Consider the following 16,410-nt stretch of genomic DNA (forward strand, 5'->3'; position numbering starts at 1 on the left):
CCGGCGCAGGTCATGGTCATGCGGCGTCTTTCAAGGTCAGCGGCAGGCCGGCGGCCATCAGCGTCACGCGTTGGCAGGTGGCGGCCACGTCCTGATTCAGCCTGCCCAGCGCATCCACAAAGGCACGCACCTCGCGTCCCATGGGGATCACGCCCAGACCAATCTCGTTACCCACCAGGACCACGGGGCCGGGCGCCTGTGCAATTGCTATCAAAAGAGAAGCTATTGGCGTAGTATCCACGGGGGCTAGAGGCATATTTGACTCATATTCTGCAGGCATGCGCAGATTGGTGAGCCACAGCGTCAGACAGTCCACCATCAGCAGCGTGTCGGCGCCGCCATGCGTCTGGATGGCCTCGGCCAACGCCAAGGATTCTTCCACCGTGGTCATGCCGGGCACGCGCTCCGCACGGTCAGCCTGATGCCGGGCAATGCGCTGGCGCATCTCGTCGTCCCAGGGCTGGGCGGTGGCGATCAGCACGGCGCGGTGATCACGGCTCTGGTCCAGCCACTGGCGTGCCAGCAGCTCGGCGCGGCGCGACTTGCCACTCTTCTGGCCGCCCAGAATGAGTTCACTTTTCGCAATCGTCATGGCGCTCATGATCGGAACGCCCCCGCCTGGTCTGCGTTCATCCACTGCAGGATGATCTGGTGCATCTTGGCCACGCCATCGGTCAGCGCGGCAGGACCGGGCTGCAGGATGTCGGGCGACTTGATTTCAAACAGCTGCTGGTGGCGCACGGCGTTCACCGCGCCCCAACCCTCGCGGACCGCCACGGCCTCGGGCCGGAATTTCTTGCCGCACCAGGAGCCCAGGATGATGTCGGGGTTGCGGCGGACTATCTCGGCACCGTCCGCAATGATGCGGTTCTTGCCCAGCGACTCGGCCGCCAGTTCCGGGAAACAGTCGTCGCCCCCCGCCATGCCGACCAGCTCCGACACCCAGCGGATGGCGCTGATGTGCGGGCTGTCCCATTCTTCAAAAAAGACCTTGGGGCGGCGTGCACCAGCGGCCACCTTGGTAGCCACTGCCGCCTGCATGGCGCGCAAGTCCGCCTGCATCTGCGCAACGCGCTGCGCGCCCTGCTCTGCCTCGCCCACCATGGCGGCCAGCTGGAACAGCATGGAGAAAATCTCGGCCACGCTGCGCTGGTTGAAGATGGTGACCTGCACGCCGCGCTTGACCACATCCGCCGCAATGTCGGCCTGCAGGTCGGAGAAGCCCAGCACGCAGTCGGGCTGCAGCTCCATGATCTTGTCCAGCTTGGCACTCAGGAAGGCACTGACACGCGGCTTCTCGTCGCGCGCACGCTTGGGCCGCACCGTATAGCCCGAGATGCCCACAATGCGTGCCTCCTGGCCCAGCAGGTAGAGCCACTCGGTGGTCTCTTCCGTCAGGCAGACGATGCGCTGCGGGCCGGGGTGGAAGTGCAGCAGGTCGACGCTCACGCCGTCACCTCCACAGACGCAGTGAACAGCTCCACCACCGCTTCGGGGCAGGACGGGAACCAGGCGTGGAAGTAACTGGCCCGCACGCCGCCCACTTGCCACACGGCCTCCCCTGCGTCGTCAGACGGCTCCGTATGGGGGCGGGAGGTGCGCACGGCAGGCTGCAAGGGCGTGGCCGTGGTCGAGTAATGGAAGGTATGGCCACGCAAGGTGCCGCTTTCCAAAGCCAACTGCTGTGGCCCCAGGCCTGCCAGCAGCTTCTGCATGGTCACTTCGCCGGGCAGCACCCCCCATTGCGCGTGACGCTGGCCGTCCAACGTCACCAGCGTGTCGAACAAGGCCATCATGCCGCCGCACTCGGCCCACACGGGCTTGCCAGCGGCAACATGCGCAGTCAGGCTGTTTTTGAAAGCCTTGTTGGCCGCAATCGTTTCGGCATGCAACTCGGGGTAGCCACCGGGAATCCACAGCGCGTCGCACGCCGGCAGCGCCGCATCGGCCAGCGGAGAGAAAAACACCAGCTCGGCCCCCAACGCGCGCAGCGTGTCGAGATTGGCAGCGTAGATAAAACAGAAGGCCGCATCACGCGCAACAGCAACGGTAGTTCCAAACAATGGAAGGTGGCTGGGCGTCAGAGCGTTCTGCGGAAGTAAAGGAGGAGACCGCAAAGCGGTCGGGGGACACGCAGCAGAACGTTCTGCCGCCCAGCCGCCTGGCGCCATAGGAAGGGGGATTTCCGGTGCAACGAAGTCAACAGCCCAACGCTGCAAATCCTCCAGCGTCATCTGCCCCAGCGGTGTAGTGGCCAGCGCATCCGCCGCCGCGTCCAGGCGCTCCATGGCGTCCACCACCTCGGTGGCCACCGTCAGGCCCAGGTGGCGCTTGGGCAAGGCCATGGTGGCATTGCGCAGCACTGCGCCCAACCATTGCTCGGGCGCTACGCTGGCCTGCAGCATGCCCGCATGGCGCACATTGGCCACGCGGTTGGCCAGCACACCCGCCCAGGGCATATCTGCCCGGTAATGCTGCAAGCCAAACGCCAGCGCCCCAAAGGTGCCCACCATGCCCGAAGCATCCACCACCGCCAGCACCGGCAAGCCAAAGCGCTGCGCCAGATCGGCCGCGCTGGGCTCGCCATCAAACAGCCCCATCACACCTTCCACGATGATGAGATCGGCCTCCAGTGCTGCCGCATGCAGGCGCGCACGGCAATCGGCCTCCCCCGTCATCCACAGGTCCATCTGGTACACCGGTGCACCGCTGGCCAGTGCGTGCCAGCAGGGGTCCAGAAAATCCGGGCCGCACTTGAACACCCGCACGCGCCGCCCCTGGCGCGTGTGCAAACGTGCCAGTGCCGAGGTGACCGTCGTCTTGCCCTGCCCGGAGGCGGGTGCGGCGATCAGGATGGCGGGGCATGTGGCGGTGGTTTGCATAAATGTCAGGGCGCCCATTTCAGGCCTACATACAGGGTGCGGCTAGCGGTGGCATAGGTTTCTGCCAGTTGGTAGTTGGCATCGGTTGCATTGTCCACGCGCACCAATACGCTCCATTGGGGAGACAGCGGACGCGTGGCGGACACATTGAGCACCGCATAGGCGGGCAACACAGTGGCATTCGGTACTTTGTCATAACGCGCCGAAGACAGCAGGGCTTGCGCCCCCATAGACCAGACACCCCAACGAGTGCTGCCCCCTAGCACGGCATGGTGCGTGGCACGGCGTGCCAGCAGGTCACCCGTGACGCCATCTCGGGGGTCTTGCAAGTCCAGCGACGCATGCCAATGCACATCGGCCACCATAGACTGGGCCGACAGCGTCACCCCGCGGTAGCGGGCACGCGCCGTGTTGAGGTAGCAGCCCCGGGATGACAGTGCCACTGGCGGCCGGTTGTTGATACAACTGCCGGTACGGGCTGTGTAGCTGATCAGGTTGCTGACCTCGTTGAAGTAAACCGTGGCCGCAAACTGTGCGGGGCCCTGGCGGTAACGCAGTGCCAGCTCCTGGTTGCGGCTGGTTTCCGGCTGCAGGTCGGCGGTGCCGTAGACGCTGAAGCGTTGGTACAGGGTGGGTGCCCGAAACGCCGTGCTGCTGGCCAGCGTGGCGCGCCATTGCGGCGTGATGGCATAGCCATAGGCCAGGCTGCCGGTAGCTTGCGGGCCAAACTCACTGTCCTGATCCCGACGGATATTGGCCTGCACCGAATGCACCTCACCCGCCAGACCATACCCCAGCGCCAGCGCATTCTGAAAACGACTGGTATCGCGGGGCGTGGTGCTGGCGTTGTTGAGCAAGTCCTCGCGCCGCTCCAGCGTGGCGGTAAGCAGGTGGGTGCCCGCGCGCCATTCGTTTTGCAACAGGTAGCCCCGCAGAAGGGTCTTGGTCACGTACGGGCTGGGAAGGGTTTCGTAGCGTTCTACAGACTCGTTCACGCTCACGGTGGTGCGGTAGGCGTCGCTCCACGCGCCGCTCCAGCTCAGTCCAGTCGCCTGCACCTGGCGCAGATTGCGGTTGTCCACCACACCGGTGCTGTCGTATTGGGAGTTCTGATCATTGCCCAGAAAACTGGCTTCCAGGCGGTGCCCGGCCAACAGTGCCGCTCCCAGCCGCAGGCTGGCAGAGTCACTTTTGTAGCCATCATCGTCCGGGTTTTGACCTGCTTGCACGCGCGCATTAAAACCCTTGCTGCTCTCGGTGCCCAGGGCGAGCGCGTAATCCCAGTGCCCTTCCCCCCCACTGAGCGCCACATCCAGTTTCGAGGTCCCATAGTTGCCCACACCCAGGCTCACCGAGGGGGAAAAAACGCCATCCCCCTTGCGCGTGAAAATCTGGATCACGCCGCCCAGTGCGTCCGAGCCATAGACTGCAGCTGCGGGCCCACGCAGCACCTCCACACGCTCGATCTGGGCCAGTGGAATTGCCTCCCACGACACGCCACCCGTGGCCTGCGAATCCATGCGCACACCATTCACATACACCGCTGTAAACCGCGACTCCGCACCGCGCAGGTAGACCGAGGTGGAGGCACCCGCTCCACCGTTGCGCACCATTTCCACACCGGGAAGTCCCCGCAATACGTCGGGTAGCGAAGCGGCACCGCTGCGCTCAATGGCATCGCGGTCAATGATGGACACATCAGCCAGCAAATCGGCGAGGGGTTGTTCCACCCGGGTGGCGGTGACCACCACCTCCTTGAGGGTACGCGAAGACTCCGCCTGCGCAGACGAAGCCCATAAGGCGAGCAGAAGTGCCGAACATCGCACTCCAGAAATACACCATGTCATGAAAGCAAAACCCGAACAGGAACCCTCCCCGGCTTCCCCGCCAGGCATGGGCATCACGGAGGCGCGCCAGACGCACCTCCACCGTGTTGGCCGGTATCCGGGCTGGTGGAAGCAACCTCCATCGCCTTCCCAAGCGTGTGTTCGATACGCTCAGTGGCCGTGATGGAAGCGGAGTTCAAGGACTCGTCCACTTACCGTTGCGGGGGCAGCGCAGGTTAGGTTGGCCGTTGCCGGCTTATCCCTCCTGCTTCCCGTTGAACTGCGGCGTGTGAACCACACCGCGAGCACCAACGGGCGCATTTTACGCTGCCCCAGCTTTCGCTCACCCTACAATGTGCGATCTATGTCGAACCAGATCCCCATCGACCAAATTGCCGAACGCGTGGAGCGCCTGTTGGTGCGCTACGCCGAGCTGCAGCGCACCAACGCCCTGCTCGCTTCGCAGGTGGAGACACTGACCCATGAGCGCGACGGCTTGAAGTCACGCCTCAATGCCGCACGGGCCCGGGTCGATGCGCTGCTGGAACGCTTACCTGACGCCCTGGCCACGCACAAAGACGCACCATGAAACAGCTTGAAGTTCAAATCATGGGGCAGAGTTACCTGCTGGGCTGCCCCGAAGGCGGCGACGCCCGCTTGCTGGAAGCCGTGGAGCGCGTGGACACCGCCATGTGCAAGATCCGCGACGCCGGCAAGGTGCGGGCCCGCGACCGCATTGCGGTGCTGGCTGCGCTGAACCTGGCCTTTGACCTGTCGGAACGCCCCGTGACGACAGCGCCAGCCAGTGCCGAGGTCGCAACCACCAGTCCCGCCACCACAGCGCTGCCCGCAGCCGATGGCGGCCTGCTGCTGAACTCCCTGCTGGAACGGCTGGACGCGGCACTGGGCGAAGACGGCCGCCTGCTTTAAACCTGCGCGTTTGCCTGCGCACGGCACGTGGCCCGGCCTACAATAGCGTTGTCTGTGAAGCTGCCGGGCTTTATATTTCCTTGAACCAATGCTCATTGAGCCAGGGCTTGGAACATTGCCCCGCAAGCGTGATCATCTCGCGTTAGATGAACCCAATGCTGGTGCTGACCTCGCCCACCTGAACCCCGGTTCAGGATGCCGGTCCGGTGGCCTTCACAGACACCCTTCACTTCCCGACTTCCCCGCATGACCTTCGAACCTCTGCTGATTGGCGAGTTGGCTACCTTGGGCCTGGCCACCGGTTTTATGGCAGGGCTGCTGGGCATAGGCGGCGGCATGCTGATTGGCCCCTTTCTCACCCTGATTCTCTCGGCCCGCGGCATTCCGGCCGACCTGGCGGTGAAGATGGCGATTGCCACCTCCATGGCCACCATCATGTTTACCAGCATCTCCAGCGTGCGCGCCCACCACCAGCGCGGCGCCGTGCGCTGGGACCTGGTCAAGGGCCTGGCCCCCGGTATCGTGCTGGGCGGGGCCCTGGCCAGCCTGGGCGTGTTCGCGCTGCTCAAAGGCACCACGCTGGCGCTGCTGTTTGCAGCCTTTGTGGGTTACTCGGCCACGCAGATGTTTTTGGACAAAAAACCCAAACCCAGCCGTCAGATGCCCGGCATGGCCGGGCAAACCGCCACCGGCAGCGTCATCGGCTTTTTGTCAGGCTTGGTGGGTGCAGGCGGTGGCTTTGTCAGTGTGCCCTTCATGGTGGCATTTAATGTGCCCATCCTCAACGCCGTGGCCACCAGTGCGGCACTGGGCTTTCCGATTGCACTGGCCAACACGACCGGCTATGTGTGGAGCGGCAGCGGCGTGGCCGGGCTGCCCGCCTGGTCACTGGGCTATGTGTGGCTGCCAGGCCTGCTGGTGATTGCCAGCTGCAGCGTGCTGACCGCACCGCTGGGTGCCCGCACCGCGCACCGCCTGCCGATCGCCAAGCTCAAGCGCACCTTTGCCATGGTGCTCTACCTGCTGGCTGCCTACATGCTCTACAAGGGCTTGCGCGGCTAGAAGCCCAGAGCCCCGGGCAGCGGCGGCGGTGTGAGCCGCGCGGCAAGCACCTCAAACTCGGCTGCCGGCAGCCCCGGCGAGCATAAGAACCCCTGAAACGACGCACACTGCAGCTCCCGCAGGTAGTCGCACTGGGCCTGGGTCTCTACCCCTTCGGCCACCACCGAGAGCTTGAGCGCGCGTGCCATGGCCACAGTAGCGCCCACGATGGCGCGGTCACTTTCGTCTTCGGGCAAGCCCATCACAAAGGTGCGGTCGATCTTGAGCTTGGAGATGGGAAATTTTTTCAGATAGGCCAAGCTGGAGTAGCCCGTACCAAAGTCGTCAATGGCCAGGCTCACACCCAGGCCGGCCAGCGCATGCAGGCGGGCCAAGGCCTCATTGGCGTCTTGCACCAGGATGGACTCGGTAAGCTCCAGCTCCAGCAGTGCAGGGTTCAGTTCCGCATCGGCAATGCAGGCGGCCACACGCTCCACAAAATCGGGCTGCTGGAACTGCAGGGCCGACACGTTGACCGACACCACGAGTGGCCGCCCGCCACGCTGCCAGACGGCAGCCTGGCGCACCGCCTCCTGCATGACCCAGCTGCCGATGGTGATGATGAAGCCCGACTCCTCGGCCAGCGGAATGAAGGTGGCCGGTGACACCACGCCCAGCTCGGGATCAGTCCAGCGCACCAGCGCCTCCGCGCCCAGCAGGCGGCCATCATCCAGCGCCACCTGGGGCTGGTAGTGCAGGCGGTACAGGCCCGACTCCATGGCACGGCGCATGGCGTGGTCCATCTTCATGCGCGAGAGCAGGTCCACATTCATCTGCGGCTGGTAGAAACGGAAGTTGCCCCGGCCCCGCTCCTTCACGCGGTACATGGCGGTATCGGCGCACTTGATCAGGTCGTCCAGCGTGCGCCCGTCGGCCGGGTACATGGCCACACCGATGCTGCAGCCCAGCGAAAAATTCATCTCGTCGACCAGGAAAGGCTGGGCCAGCGCATCCAGAATGCGCCGCGCTGCCACCTCGGCCCCCATGGCATCGGCATCCTGCAAAAACGCCACGAACTCGTCGCCGCCCATGCGGCTCAGCGTGTCCACATCGCGCATGCAGTGCAGGATGCGGTCGGCCACCTCCATCAGTACGCGGTCGCCAAAGGCATGGCCCAGCGAGTCGTTGATGTTCTTGAAACGGTCCAGGTCAATGAAAAGAATGGCGAAGTCGCCCCCTCCGCGCTCGGCCAGACGCAGGGCAAACTCCACGCGCTGCCCCAGCAAGAGACGGTTGGGCAGGCCCGTGAGCACATCGCGATAGGCCAATTTTTCGATGCGACGTTGCGCCTCCAGGCGCTCGGTCATGTCTTTGAAAAAGCCCACCGTGTGGCTCAGTTGGCCTTGTGCATCCTGCAGTGCGACCCAGGACACCTCTACCGCCACAGGGGTCTCACCCATGCTGCGCCAGACCTCACCCGACCAGAAACCATGGGCCAGCAGCGCCATTTCGATTTCGGCGAACAGCTGCGGCCGTGTGGGGTCATGGAACAACTGCCGCGCCGATGTACCCAAAAGTTGCCCCGAGGCGGGCCCGGCGAGCGCAACGCAGCGCGGATTGGCCTGCAGCACCTCAAAGGCAGCGTTGGTAATGAAGACCGCCTCCGGGCTGGAATCGAAGACCTTGGCCGCCAGGCGCAGTTGCCCTTCGGACTGCAGGTGTTGCGTGACATCACGAAACGAGTACACCCGCCCGCGTACCCGATTGCGGCTACGCTGGGGCACCGAGCGGCGCTCCAGAATCCGGCCGCTACGCAGGCGCAGAATGTCCACCTGTTCCACGGTGTCGTCCAAGGCCAGGGCCTGGGCCGCAGCTTCGTAGGCCGGCTGGTCCAGCACCTGCGCTTGCAGATACGCAGCCAGCTCACCGTGTGCCTGGCTGCCGTGCAGCGCCCCGGGCAGGGCCCATAAATCGGCAAACCGCTGGTTGAAGTTGCGCACCTGCCCCTGCAGATCGATGACCAGAATGCCGTCCCCGGTGGACTCCAGCGTGGCGCTGAGTTCCGACACCCGGTGCTCCAGCGTTTCTTCTGCCGCTTTCTCGGCGCGCAGATCGCGCAGTGCCACCAGGTAGCAGGGAGTGTCCGGGGTCAACCAGATCCGGCTGACCTTGCGCTCCACGGCAACGGCGTCCCCATCCGCTCCGCGCAGCATGGCGTTGGAGTGGATGGCATGCGCCAGGCCCGCGGCCACGTCCTCCCAGAAAAACATGTCCTCGGGGGTTACGGCCAGCGCAATGGCGGGCATGCCGACCAGCGTGTTTGCGGGCAGGCCAACTAAGCTGGCGGCCGCCGGGTTGACGGCGGTGATGCGCAGGGTCTTGGGGTCTACCAGCCAGATGGCGTCAAGCGTGCCGTCCAGCAGCTCCGCCAGGCCCGCGTCGGTCATGCAGGCTGCGCAGGCAACTCGAGGTCTGGGGCCTGTTCAAAGAAATAGCAAATGCGTTGGCGTGGTGCCAGGTAGTCGAGGGCTGAGGGCGGCAAACTGGCCGGCTTCAGGCTGCGCCGGATGCCCAACTGCGGCGCGTGCTCCAGGTCCAGGATCAAGGCCTCGTGCTTGGGCACACTGGGCTCGTGCACGATCACACGCGGCTTGAGCGGGCGTGCCGAGTTGACCGACACCACGATGGCGTAGCGGTCGTCGATCAGCTGCACCACCGAGCCCGGCGGGTACACCCCCATCATGCGGATGAAGGCGCTCAGGGCGGCGGCGTCGAAGCGGGTCTTGAGCTGCGCAAAGATCAACGACAGCGCTTCGTGCGGTGTCAGGGCTGTGGCAGGGCGACCGGGATTGCACAGGTTGTCATAGCGGTTCACCAACGCCAAGATACGGCCAGCCACCGACATGGCTTCGCCCCGGATACGGGCCGGAAACCCACTGCCATCGGCCAGCTCGTGGTGCTGTGCCAGCGCCAGCAGCGCGCCAGGGCGCAGCTCCATGGCCCGGGCCAGGTTCACGCCCTGGGCCACGTGCTCCTGGTACATGCGGTACTCGGCGGTGGAGAAGTTTTCCTCCACCCAGCGCACCCGGTCCGGCACATTGACCTTGCCAATGTCATGCAAAAAGGCCGCCATGCCCAAGTCTTGCAATTCGCCTGCCTGCAAGCCCATAGCCTTGCCCAGCAGCAGTGAGATAACGGTCACATTGACCGGATGCATTGAAGACTTGTCGCCCGCCGCCTCGGAGAGCAAGCGAATGGAGGCTTCGCCATGATCCAGCAGCTCGGACACATAGGCGGCCACCATGGACTGGCATTGCTCAGCCACCACCTTGGGCTGGGTCTGCACCTGGTCCAGTGTTTTGCGGTACAGGCGCACCGATTCACCAAAACGGCGCTCGCACACCACCAGGGCGCGGTCCTGCGCTGCCAGTGCGGTAGCGCGCAGACGACGTTGCTCTTTGTCGCGCAGCGCCGCCAGTTGGCGCTCGTCCAGCGCAGCGGCATGTGCCTGTGCACCGGCTGCTGCTTGCTCGACAGCGGGATCGGGGTCGCTCTTGGAGGGGAGGCAGCGGATGCGGGTCAAGCCCAGAGTCTGCAGGGTCTCGATCTGCTTGGGGGAACTGATCTTGAAGCTTCCCGTGGGGAAGGGATGGGACATCCAGCCCACATCCAGCTCAATATAAAGCCCCAAACGTAGCGACTTTATATCTACCCAAACGGAATCTTCAATGGTCATATTCAGTGGCTTGCGATGCGCAGTGCGTCTGTCAAGTGTGCTGAGCATACCCCACGTCCCTAGGGAAAAAATCTACTTTGGCCTTCAGTTTCTGTATATCTGCAACAGTCCGTATCCTTGTACGCTGTGGTCCATGCCAACTCACCGGACGAGAAACACCTGCCCAGCGTCCAAAAATACCCATGACACCGCATTTTTTACCCGGTTTATGCCGCACCAAGCCGTGCTGGGCCCCGCCACACCACCCACCATCGCGCCGCTCTCGGTGAGCCTGTTCTATCTTCCTTCGGCAGACAACCCTGCGGTCGTGCCCCCCATCTGAGCGGCATTTACAACCTCACACTTTCACTGCCCTAGGGCCCCGTGGCACCACGCAAAAGGCCCGCACGCAGCGGGCCTTTTGGAATACCTCCGGCCTGGGCCGGGGCACAGCTGCCTGGGGATCACCCCATGTGCAAACCGCCGTTGACCGAAAAATCGGCGCCGGTGGCGTAGCCACCCTCGTCAGAGGCCAGCCAGGCGATGATGGACGCGATCTCGGAAGGTTCGCCCAGGCGTTTAACCGGCACGGTGGCGACAATCTTGGCGAGCACATCTTCACGAATTGCCTTGACCATGTCGGTGCCGATATAACCGGGGCTCACGGTGTTCACGGTCACGCCTTTGGTGGCCAGCTCCTGCGCCAGCGCCATCGAGAAACCGTGCATGCCGGCCTTGGCAGCCGAGTAGTTGGTCTGGCCGGCCTGGCCTTTCTCACCGTTGACCGAGGAGATGTTGATGATGCGGCCCCAGCCCTTTTCGACCATGTCCGGCACCACTTGCTTGGTGACGTTGAACATGGAATCCAGGTTGGTGCTCATCACGGCATCCCAATCCTCGCGGCTCATCTTCAGGAACATACGGTCACGCGTGATGCCGGCGTTGTTCACCAGCACATCGATGCTGCCATGCTCGGCCTTGGTCTTGCCAAAGGCTTCCACGGTGGAATCCCAATCTCCCACATTGCCCACCGAAGCGTAGAAGGTGTAGCCCAGCGCCTTTTGCTCAGCCAGCCATTTGGCGTGATCGCGTGTGGGGCCGCAGCCCGCAATGACCTTGAAGCCCTCTTTGTGCAGGCGCTGGCAGATGGCGGTACCGATACCACCCATGCCACCGGTGACGTACGCTACTTTTTGGCTCATTTTGTGTCCTCTTTTTAAATCTAACCGCTATGAAAACAAGAGCTGCCAGCGCATATTCCATGCGGTCTGGCAGCCAAAAACATACTTAACGCTCAACGGCCAGGGCCACGCCCATGCCGCCGCCAATGCACAGCGAGGCTACGCCCTTCTTGGCGCCGCTGCGCTGCATTTCGTGCAGCAGCGTCACCAGGATGCGGGCACCGGACGCGCCGATGGGGTGGCCGATGGCGATGGCGCCACCGTTCACGTTCACCTTGGCGGGGTCGATGTCCAGCAGCTTGTTGACGGCGCAGGCTTGGGCCGCAAAGGCTTCGTTCAGTTCAAACAGGTCTACGTCCTGCGCCTTCCAGCCCGCGCGGGCCAGGGCACGCTGGGTGGCCGACACCGGGCCCAGGCCCATGAGGGCGGGGTCCAGGCCGGTGGTGCCAAAGCTGGCAATGCGCGCCAGGGGCGTGAGGCCCAGGGCCGCGGCCTTCTTGGCCGTCATCACCACCACGCCAGCGGCGCCGTCGTTGATGCCGGAGGCATTGCCGGCAGTCACACTGCCCGCCTTGTCAAACGCGGGGCGCAGGCCGGCCAGGGCTTCGGCGTTGGTTTTCTTGTTGATGAATTCGTCCGCATCAAACACGATGGGGTCGCCCTTGCGCTGGGGGATGGACACCGGAACGATTTCGGTTTTGAACTTGCCCGCCTCTTGCGCCGCTGCCGCCTTTTGCTGGCTGCCCAGCGCCAGGGCGTCCTGCTGTTCGCGGGTGATGCCTTGGGCCTTGGCCACGTTTTCGGCAGTAATGCCCATGTGGTACTGGTTGTACACGTCCCACAGGCCGTCGGTGATCATGGTGTCCACCATCTTCCAGTCGCCCATGCGCTGGCCGTCGCGGCTGCCCAGCAGCACGTGGGGCGATGCACTCATGTTCTCCTGACCTCCGGCAATGACGATCTCGCTGTCGCCCCAGGCCACGGACTGGGCCGCCAGCATCACGGCCTTGAGGCCGGAGCCACACACGGCGTTGATGGTGAGTGCGGGTGTCTCTTTGGCGAGGCCGGACTTGATGCCGGCCTGGCGCGCGGGGTTCTGGCCCACGCCTGCGGCCAGCACCTGGCCCAGGATCACTTCGCCCACGGCGTCCACCGGCAAGCCACTGCGCTCCAGCAGGCTCTTGATGACGAGGCTACCCAGCTCGGTGGCGGGGATTTTGGCCAAAGAGCCACCAAATTTGCCCACTGCAGTACGGGCTGCAGCAACGATCACGATGTCTTCCATATAGGTGTCTCCTTCTAATGAATCTAAAAAATCTCAAGCCTTGGCTTGCACGTAACGTCCGGGAGCCGCCTCTATGGCTTTGTACTTGCCTTTGCCATAGCTCTTGGGCGCAGCAATTTGCTTGCCAGCATGGCCCTTGAGCCACTGGGACCAGTCGGTCCACCAGCTGCCGGCATGCTCGGTCGCGCCCTCCAGCCACTGAGCATGCGTCTTGGGCAGTTTGCCGTCGGCACGGATCCAGTGGCTGCGTTTGTTTTTGGCCGGCGGGTTGATCACGCCGGCAATGTGGCCCGATGCGCCTTGCACAAAGCGCTTTTTGCCCGGCAACACCTGCGTGGACGCATAGGCGCCGCCAATCGGCACGATGTGGTCCTCCCGCGAGCCGTAGATGTAGACCGGCATATCCACCATCCGCAAGTCCAGCTTCTCGCCACACACGGTGAGCTTGCCGGGCTTGACCAGGTTGTTTTCGAGGTAGGTGTTGCGCAGGTACCAGGCGTAGTACGGGCCCGGCAGGTTGGTGCTGTCGCTGTTCCAGTACAGCAGGTCAAACGGCGGCGGGGTTTCTCCCTTGAGGTAGTTGCCCACCACGTAGTTCCAGACCAGGTCGTTGGGGCGCAAAAAGCTGAAGGTGCTGGCCAGGTCCTGGCCCTTCATGAGGCCGCCCTTGCCCAACTCGCCTTCGCGGTATTTGACGAAGCTTTCGTCAATAAACACATCGAGGATGCCGGTGTCCGAAAAATCGAGGAAGGTCGTGAGGAAGGTGGCGCTGTCCACCGGTTTTTCGCCACGCGCGGCCAACACGCCCAACGCGGTGCCCAGCATGGTGCCCCCCACGCAAAAGCCCAGCGCGTTGATGGTGGGTGAGCCGCTGATGTCCTTGGCCACGCCAATGGCGCGGATGACGGCGTGCTCGATGTAGTCGTCCCAGGTCTTGTGGGCCAGTGTGGCGTCGGGGTTGCGCCAGCTCACCACAAAGGTGCGGTGGCCCTGCTCCACCGCATAGCGAATCAGCGAGTTCTCGGGCTGCAGGTCCAGAATGTAGAACTTGTTGATGCACGGGGGCACCAGCAAAAATGGCTTCTCAAAAACCTTGGCGGTGAGTGGCTTGTATTCGATGAGCTGGAACAGCTCGTTCTCGAACACCACCGCGCCTTCGGTGGTGGCCACGTTTTTGCCTACCTCGAACAGGCTTTCGTCCGTCATGGAGACATGGCCCTGCTGGATGTCGTGCACCAGGTTCTTCATGCCTTTGGCAATGCTCTCGCCCTTGGTCTCAAGGGCCTTCTTCTGCGCCTCGGCGTTGAAGGCCAAAAAGTTGCTGGGGGCGGCGGCGGCCATCCACTGCTCCACGGCAAAACGGATGCGACTCTTGGTCTTGGCATCGGCGTCCACGGCCTCGGCCAGGCCCATGAGGGTGCGCGCGTTGAGCAGGTAGACGGCGGCGGCGTAGGCGGCCATGGGGTTGTCGCCCCAGGCGGGCGCGGCAAAACGGCGGTCGGTACTGGCGGGGGCTTGGGTGGGGTGGCTCAGGCCCTGGCTGAACAGGCCCATGGCATCCTGCAGGTACTGCTGCTGTAGGGCCTGGAGTTTCTCGGGGGCGAAATGGATTTCAGGTGGTTTTTCGGCCATGGCGGGGAAGCCCGCACCGGCCGCTCCCAGGTCCAAGCCCTGAAAGGATTCCAGCGCCTTGGACCAGCTCTGGGTGAAGGCCTGCTGAAATTGTTGCGTTGCCTGGGCCAAAAAGTCGGAATTGGGTTGGGTCACGCCATCACCTTCGGAATTAGTGTCTCTAGTCTAACGCCCAAGTATGGCAGTCCAAGACCTGCGCTATCCTGACATACACCAAGAGAAACCCTATGTACATCATTCCGATCGCCTGGCTCTACGTCGCCCTCATGATGAGTGTGGCCGAAGCCACCAACTCCAATGGCACCGTGCTGGGCGCCATCGTCACCTTTGTCCTTTACGGGGTGCTGCCTATCGCCCTGATGGTGTACTTCATGGGCACGCCGGCACGCAAACGCAAAATCCGGGCGCAGGAGGTGGCGGAGCGCGAAGCCGCCATTGCGGCCCACGCCGCAGCGTCAATCCAGCCAGACACAGGCAGCCAGACGCCCACTGACCCGGTCCCGCCGGTGGGAAAAGAAGCGTGAGGGATTGCTGACAGTGCACCAGGGCGTGCTGCCGTCATTGCCGTAGATGGCTTGCACGCCCGCCGCCAGCAAGCGCTGCCGCGCCAGCGCCGACAGGTTGGCCAGCCATTTGCCAGCGTTGGCCGGTACAAAGCAGTCCGCTGCGCCGGGTGTGCCGTCTAGAAACGCACGACGCACCTCGTCCCCCACCTCAAACGCCGCAGGGCCTATGCAGGGCCCCAGCCACGCTATGATTTCAGGAGCTAATGGCGCACTATCCACGGGGGCTGGAGTACGATTTGATGCATAAACGGTGGCTAGCGTGCTCTCTACCACCCCCACACCCCCCTGCCCGGCCAGCCCGCGCCAACCCGCGTGGGCTGCGGCCACCCAACTGCCACTGGCGTCGCACAAGAGGATGGGCAGGCAATCCGCCACCATGATGGTGCAGGCTACGCCGGGCTGGGTGGCCAGGCAGGCGTCGGCTTGGGCACCGTCAGGCACCGTGCTATCGAGCAGCTGCACTTGCGTGCCATGCACCTGCTCCAGAAACACGGGCCGCACGGCCAGCGCACGCTGCAACACGGCGCGGTTGGCCTGCACATCCGACAGGTTGTCGCCCACATGGGTCCCCAAATTCAGCAGGTCATAGGGCGCTTGAGACTGCCCGCCGCTGCGCGTGGTGCACAGCGCCCTGACTCGGGCCGGAGCCGGCCAGTCTGGCACCAGCCAGTCTGCGGGAACACTCATGGCGTGAAGTCCGGGCAACGGCTGGGCTGGGCCGCATCAAACGCGGGCAAGGCCATGCAGGCATCAAACGCCGCCATCGTCAGCGGCAAACCGCTCAGGTCGGTGTCAAAGCGGCGGGCGTTGAAGATTTGCGGCACCAGCAGGCAATCGGCCAGCGTGGGCGCATCGCCGTAACAAAAGGCCGTGGGGCGCAGGCCCTGGGCGTGCAGCACCTCCAACTGGCGCTCAAAAGCCAGCAGGCCCTGGCGCACCCAGTGGCGGTACCAGGTGGTCTTTTCCTCCTCCGCACATTCCAGCGTATGCCTGAGGTACTTGAGCACGCGCAGGTTGTTGAGCGGGTGGATCTCGCAGGCAATGGTTTGCGCCAGCGCCCGCACCTGGGCGCGGCCCAGTGCGCTGGCGGGCAACAGGGGCGGTGTGGGGCGAGTTTCGTCGAGGTACTCGATGATGGCCATGGACTGGGTGAGCGTGTGACCGTCCACCTCCAGCACGGGCACCAGGCCATCGGCCGACAACGCGCGGTGGTCGTCCTGCAACTGCTCGCCACGCACCAGGTGCACCGGCAGGTAATCAAACGGCAGGCCTTTGAGGTGGAGCGCGATGCGCACCCGGAACGAGGCGGACGATCGGCAGTAGTTGTACAGCTTCATGCCCGCGAGGATAAA

The 16,410-nt window shown here is 63.9% G+C and carries 15 protein-coding genes and 1 riboswitch; of the genes, 4 read left to right on the plus strand and 11 right to left on the minus strand.

Annotation, left to right across the window (positions count from 1 at the left end; translation table 11 throughout):
- Nucleotides 1–16: 16 nt before the first annotated feature.
- From AC3WS7_RS02555 to AC3WS7_RS02570, 4 genes are read right to left on the minus strand one after another with little or no spacing between them, the layout of a single operon-like run.
- Nucleotides 17–601 (minus strand): bifunctional adenosylcobinamide kinase/adenosylcobinamide-phosphate guanylyltransferase, encoded by a 585-nt coding sequence (locus AC3WS7_RS02555; RefSeq protein WP_492655274.1) that lies wholly within the window; start codon nucleotides 599–601, stop codon nucleotides 17–19.
- Nucleotides 598–1,449, minus strand: a complete 852-nt coding sequence (locus AC3WS7_RS02560) for an ABC transporter substrate-binding protein (protein WP_492655275.1) — start codon at nucleotides 1,447–1,449, stop codon at nucleotides 598–600. The genes AC3WS7_RS02555 and AC3WS7_RS02560 overlap by 4 nt, the downstream gene beginning before the upstream one ends.
- Nucleotides 1,446–2,882 (minus strand): cobyrinic acid a,c-diamide synthase CobB, encoded by a 1,437-nt coding sequence (locus AC3WS7_RS02565; RefSeq protein ID WP_492655276.1) that lies wholly within the window; start codon nucleotides 2,880–2,882, stop codon nucleotides 1,446–1,448. The genes AC3WS7_RS02560 and AC3WS7_RS02565 overlap by 4 nt, the downstream gene beginning before the upstream one ends.
- A 5-nt stretch (nucleotides 2,883–2,887) precedes the next feature.
- Entirely contained in the window at nucleotides 2,888–4,630 is a 1,743-nt protein-coding gene (locus AC3WS7_RS02570) for a TonB-dependent receptor domain-containing protein (protein WP_492655277.1), read from the minus strand.
- A 171-nt stretch (nucleotides 4,631–4,801) separates the two neighbouring features.
- Nucleotides 4,802–5,034: riboswitch (cobalamin riboswitch) on the minus strand.
- A gap of 38 nt (nucleotides 5,035–5,072) precedes the next feature.
- Between AC3WS7_RS02570 and AC3WS7_RS02575 the strand changes: the two genes are divergently transcribed.
- The 3 genes from AC3WS7_RS02575 to AC3WS7_RS02585 all read left to right on the plus strand — a co-directional run bounded on the left by AC3WS7_RS02575 (nucleotide 5,073) and on the right by AC3WS7_RS02585 (nucleotide 6,700).
- Complete coding sequence (locus AC3WS7_RS02575) at nucleotides 5,073–5,297, plus strand: cell division protein ZapB (RefSeq protein ID WP_296464297.1); 225 nt, start codon at nucleotides 5,073–5,075, stop codon at nucleotides 5,295–5,297.
- The gene (locus tag AC3WS7_RS02580) at nucleotides 5,294–5,638 is read left to right on the plus strand and encodes a cell division protein ZapA (RefSeq protein ID WP_492655278.1); all 345 of its coding nucleotides are present in this window, start codon (nucleotides 5,294–5,296) and stop codon (nucleotides 5,636–5,638) included. Before AC3WS7_RS02575 ends, AC3WS7_RS02580 begins: the two co-directional genes overlap by 4 nt.
- Before the next feature lie 246 nt (nucleotides 5,639–5,884).
- Complete coding sequence (locus tag AC3WS7_RS02585) at nucleotides 5,885–6,700, plus strand: sulfite exporter TauE/SafE family protein (protein ID WP_492655279.1); 816 nt, start codon at nucleotides 5,885–5,887, stop codon at nucleotides 6,698–6,700.
- Here AC3WS7_RS02585 and AC3WS7_RS02590 read toward each other — a convergent pair.
- The 5 genes from AC3WS7_RS02590 to phaC all read right to left on the minus strand — a co-directional run bounded on the left by AC3WS7_RS02590 (nucleotide 6,697) and on the right by phaC (nucleotide 14,627).
- A complete protein-coding gene (locus tag AC3WS7_RS02590) occupies nucleotides 6,697–9,126 on the minus strand; it encodes a sensor domain-containing protein (RefSeq protein ID WP_492655280.1) in 2,430 nt (809 codons plus the stop codon). The genes AC3WS7_RS02585 and AC3WS7_RS02590 overlap by 4 nt on opposite strands.
- A complete protein-coding gene (locus AC3WS7_RS02595) occupies nucleotides 9,123–10,463 on the minus strand; it encodes an HD-GYP domain-containing protein (protein WP_492655281.1) in 1,341 nt (446 codons plus the stop codon). The genes AC3WS7_RS02590 and AC3WS7_RS02595 overlap by 4 nt, the downstream gene beginning before the upstream one ends.
- A gap of 395 nt (nucleotides 10,464–10,858) precedes the next feature.
- Nucleotides 10,859–11,596 (minus strand): acetoacetyl-CoA reductase, encoded by a 738-nt coding sequence (phbB, locus tag AC3WS7_RS02600; RefSeq protein ID WP_296464310.1) that lies wholly within the window; start codon nucleotides 11,594–11,596, stop codon nucleotides 10,859–10,861.
- A gap of 85 nt (nucleotides 11,597–11,681) precedes the next feature.
- Entirely contained in the window at nucleotides 11,682–12,860 is a 1,179-nt protein-coding gene (locus AC3WS7_RS02605) for an acetyl-CoA C-acetyltransferase (protein ID WP_296464313.1), read from the minus strand.
- 33 nt (nucleotides 12,861–12,893) lie between these two features.
- Nucleotides 12,894–14,627, minus strand: a complete 1,734-nt coding sequence (phaC, locus tag AC3WS7_RS02610) for a class I poly(R)-hydroxyalkanoic acid synthase (RefSeq protein WP_296464315.1) — start codon at nucleotides 14,625–14,627, stop codon at nucleotides 12,894–12,896.
- Nucleotides 14,628–14,719: 92 nt separating this feature from the next.
- Here phaC and AC3WS7_RS02615 point away from each other — a divergent pair, with 92 nt between their 5' ends.
- Nucleotides 14,720–15,016: a hypothetical protein gene (locus AC3WS7_RS02615; RefSeq protein WP_296464318.1), complete on the plus strand. Its 297-nt coding sequence runs from the start codon at nucleotides 14,720–14,722 to the stop codon at nucleotides 15,014–15,016.
- On the opposite strand, the gene pgeF is transcribed toward AC3WS7_RS02615, so the two are convergent.
- A complete protein-coding gene (gene pgeF / locus AC3WS7_RS02620) occupies nucleotides 14,948–15,745 on the minus strand; it encodes a peptidoglycan editing factor PgeF (RefSeq protein WP_492655282.1) in 798 nt (265 codons plus the stop codon). The two genes, AC3WS7_RS02615 and pgeF, sit on opposite strands and share 69 nt — an antisense overlap.
- Nucleotides 15,742–16,395: a maleylacetoacetate isomerase gene (maiA, locus tag AC3WS7_RS02625; RefSeq protein ID WP_296464325.1), complete on the minus strand. Its 654-nt coding sequence runs from the start codon at nucleotides 16,393–16,395 to the stop codon at nucleotides 15,742–15,744. Before maiA ends, pgeF begins: the two co-directional genes overlap by 4 nt.
- Nucleotides 16,396–16,410: the final 15 nt, after the last annotated feature.

The organism is Rhodoferax sp. EU05-FHT12H12, from assembly GCF_058791215.1.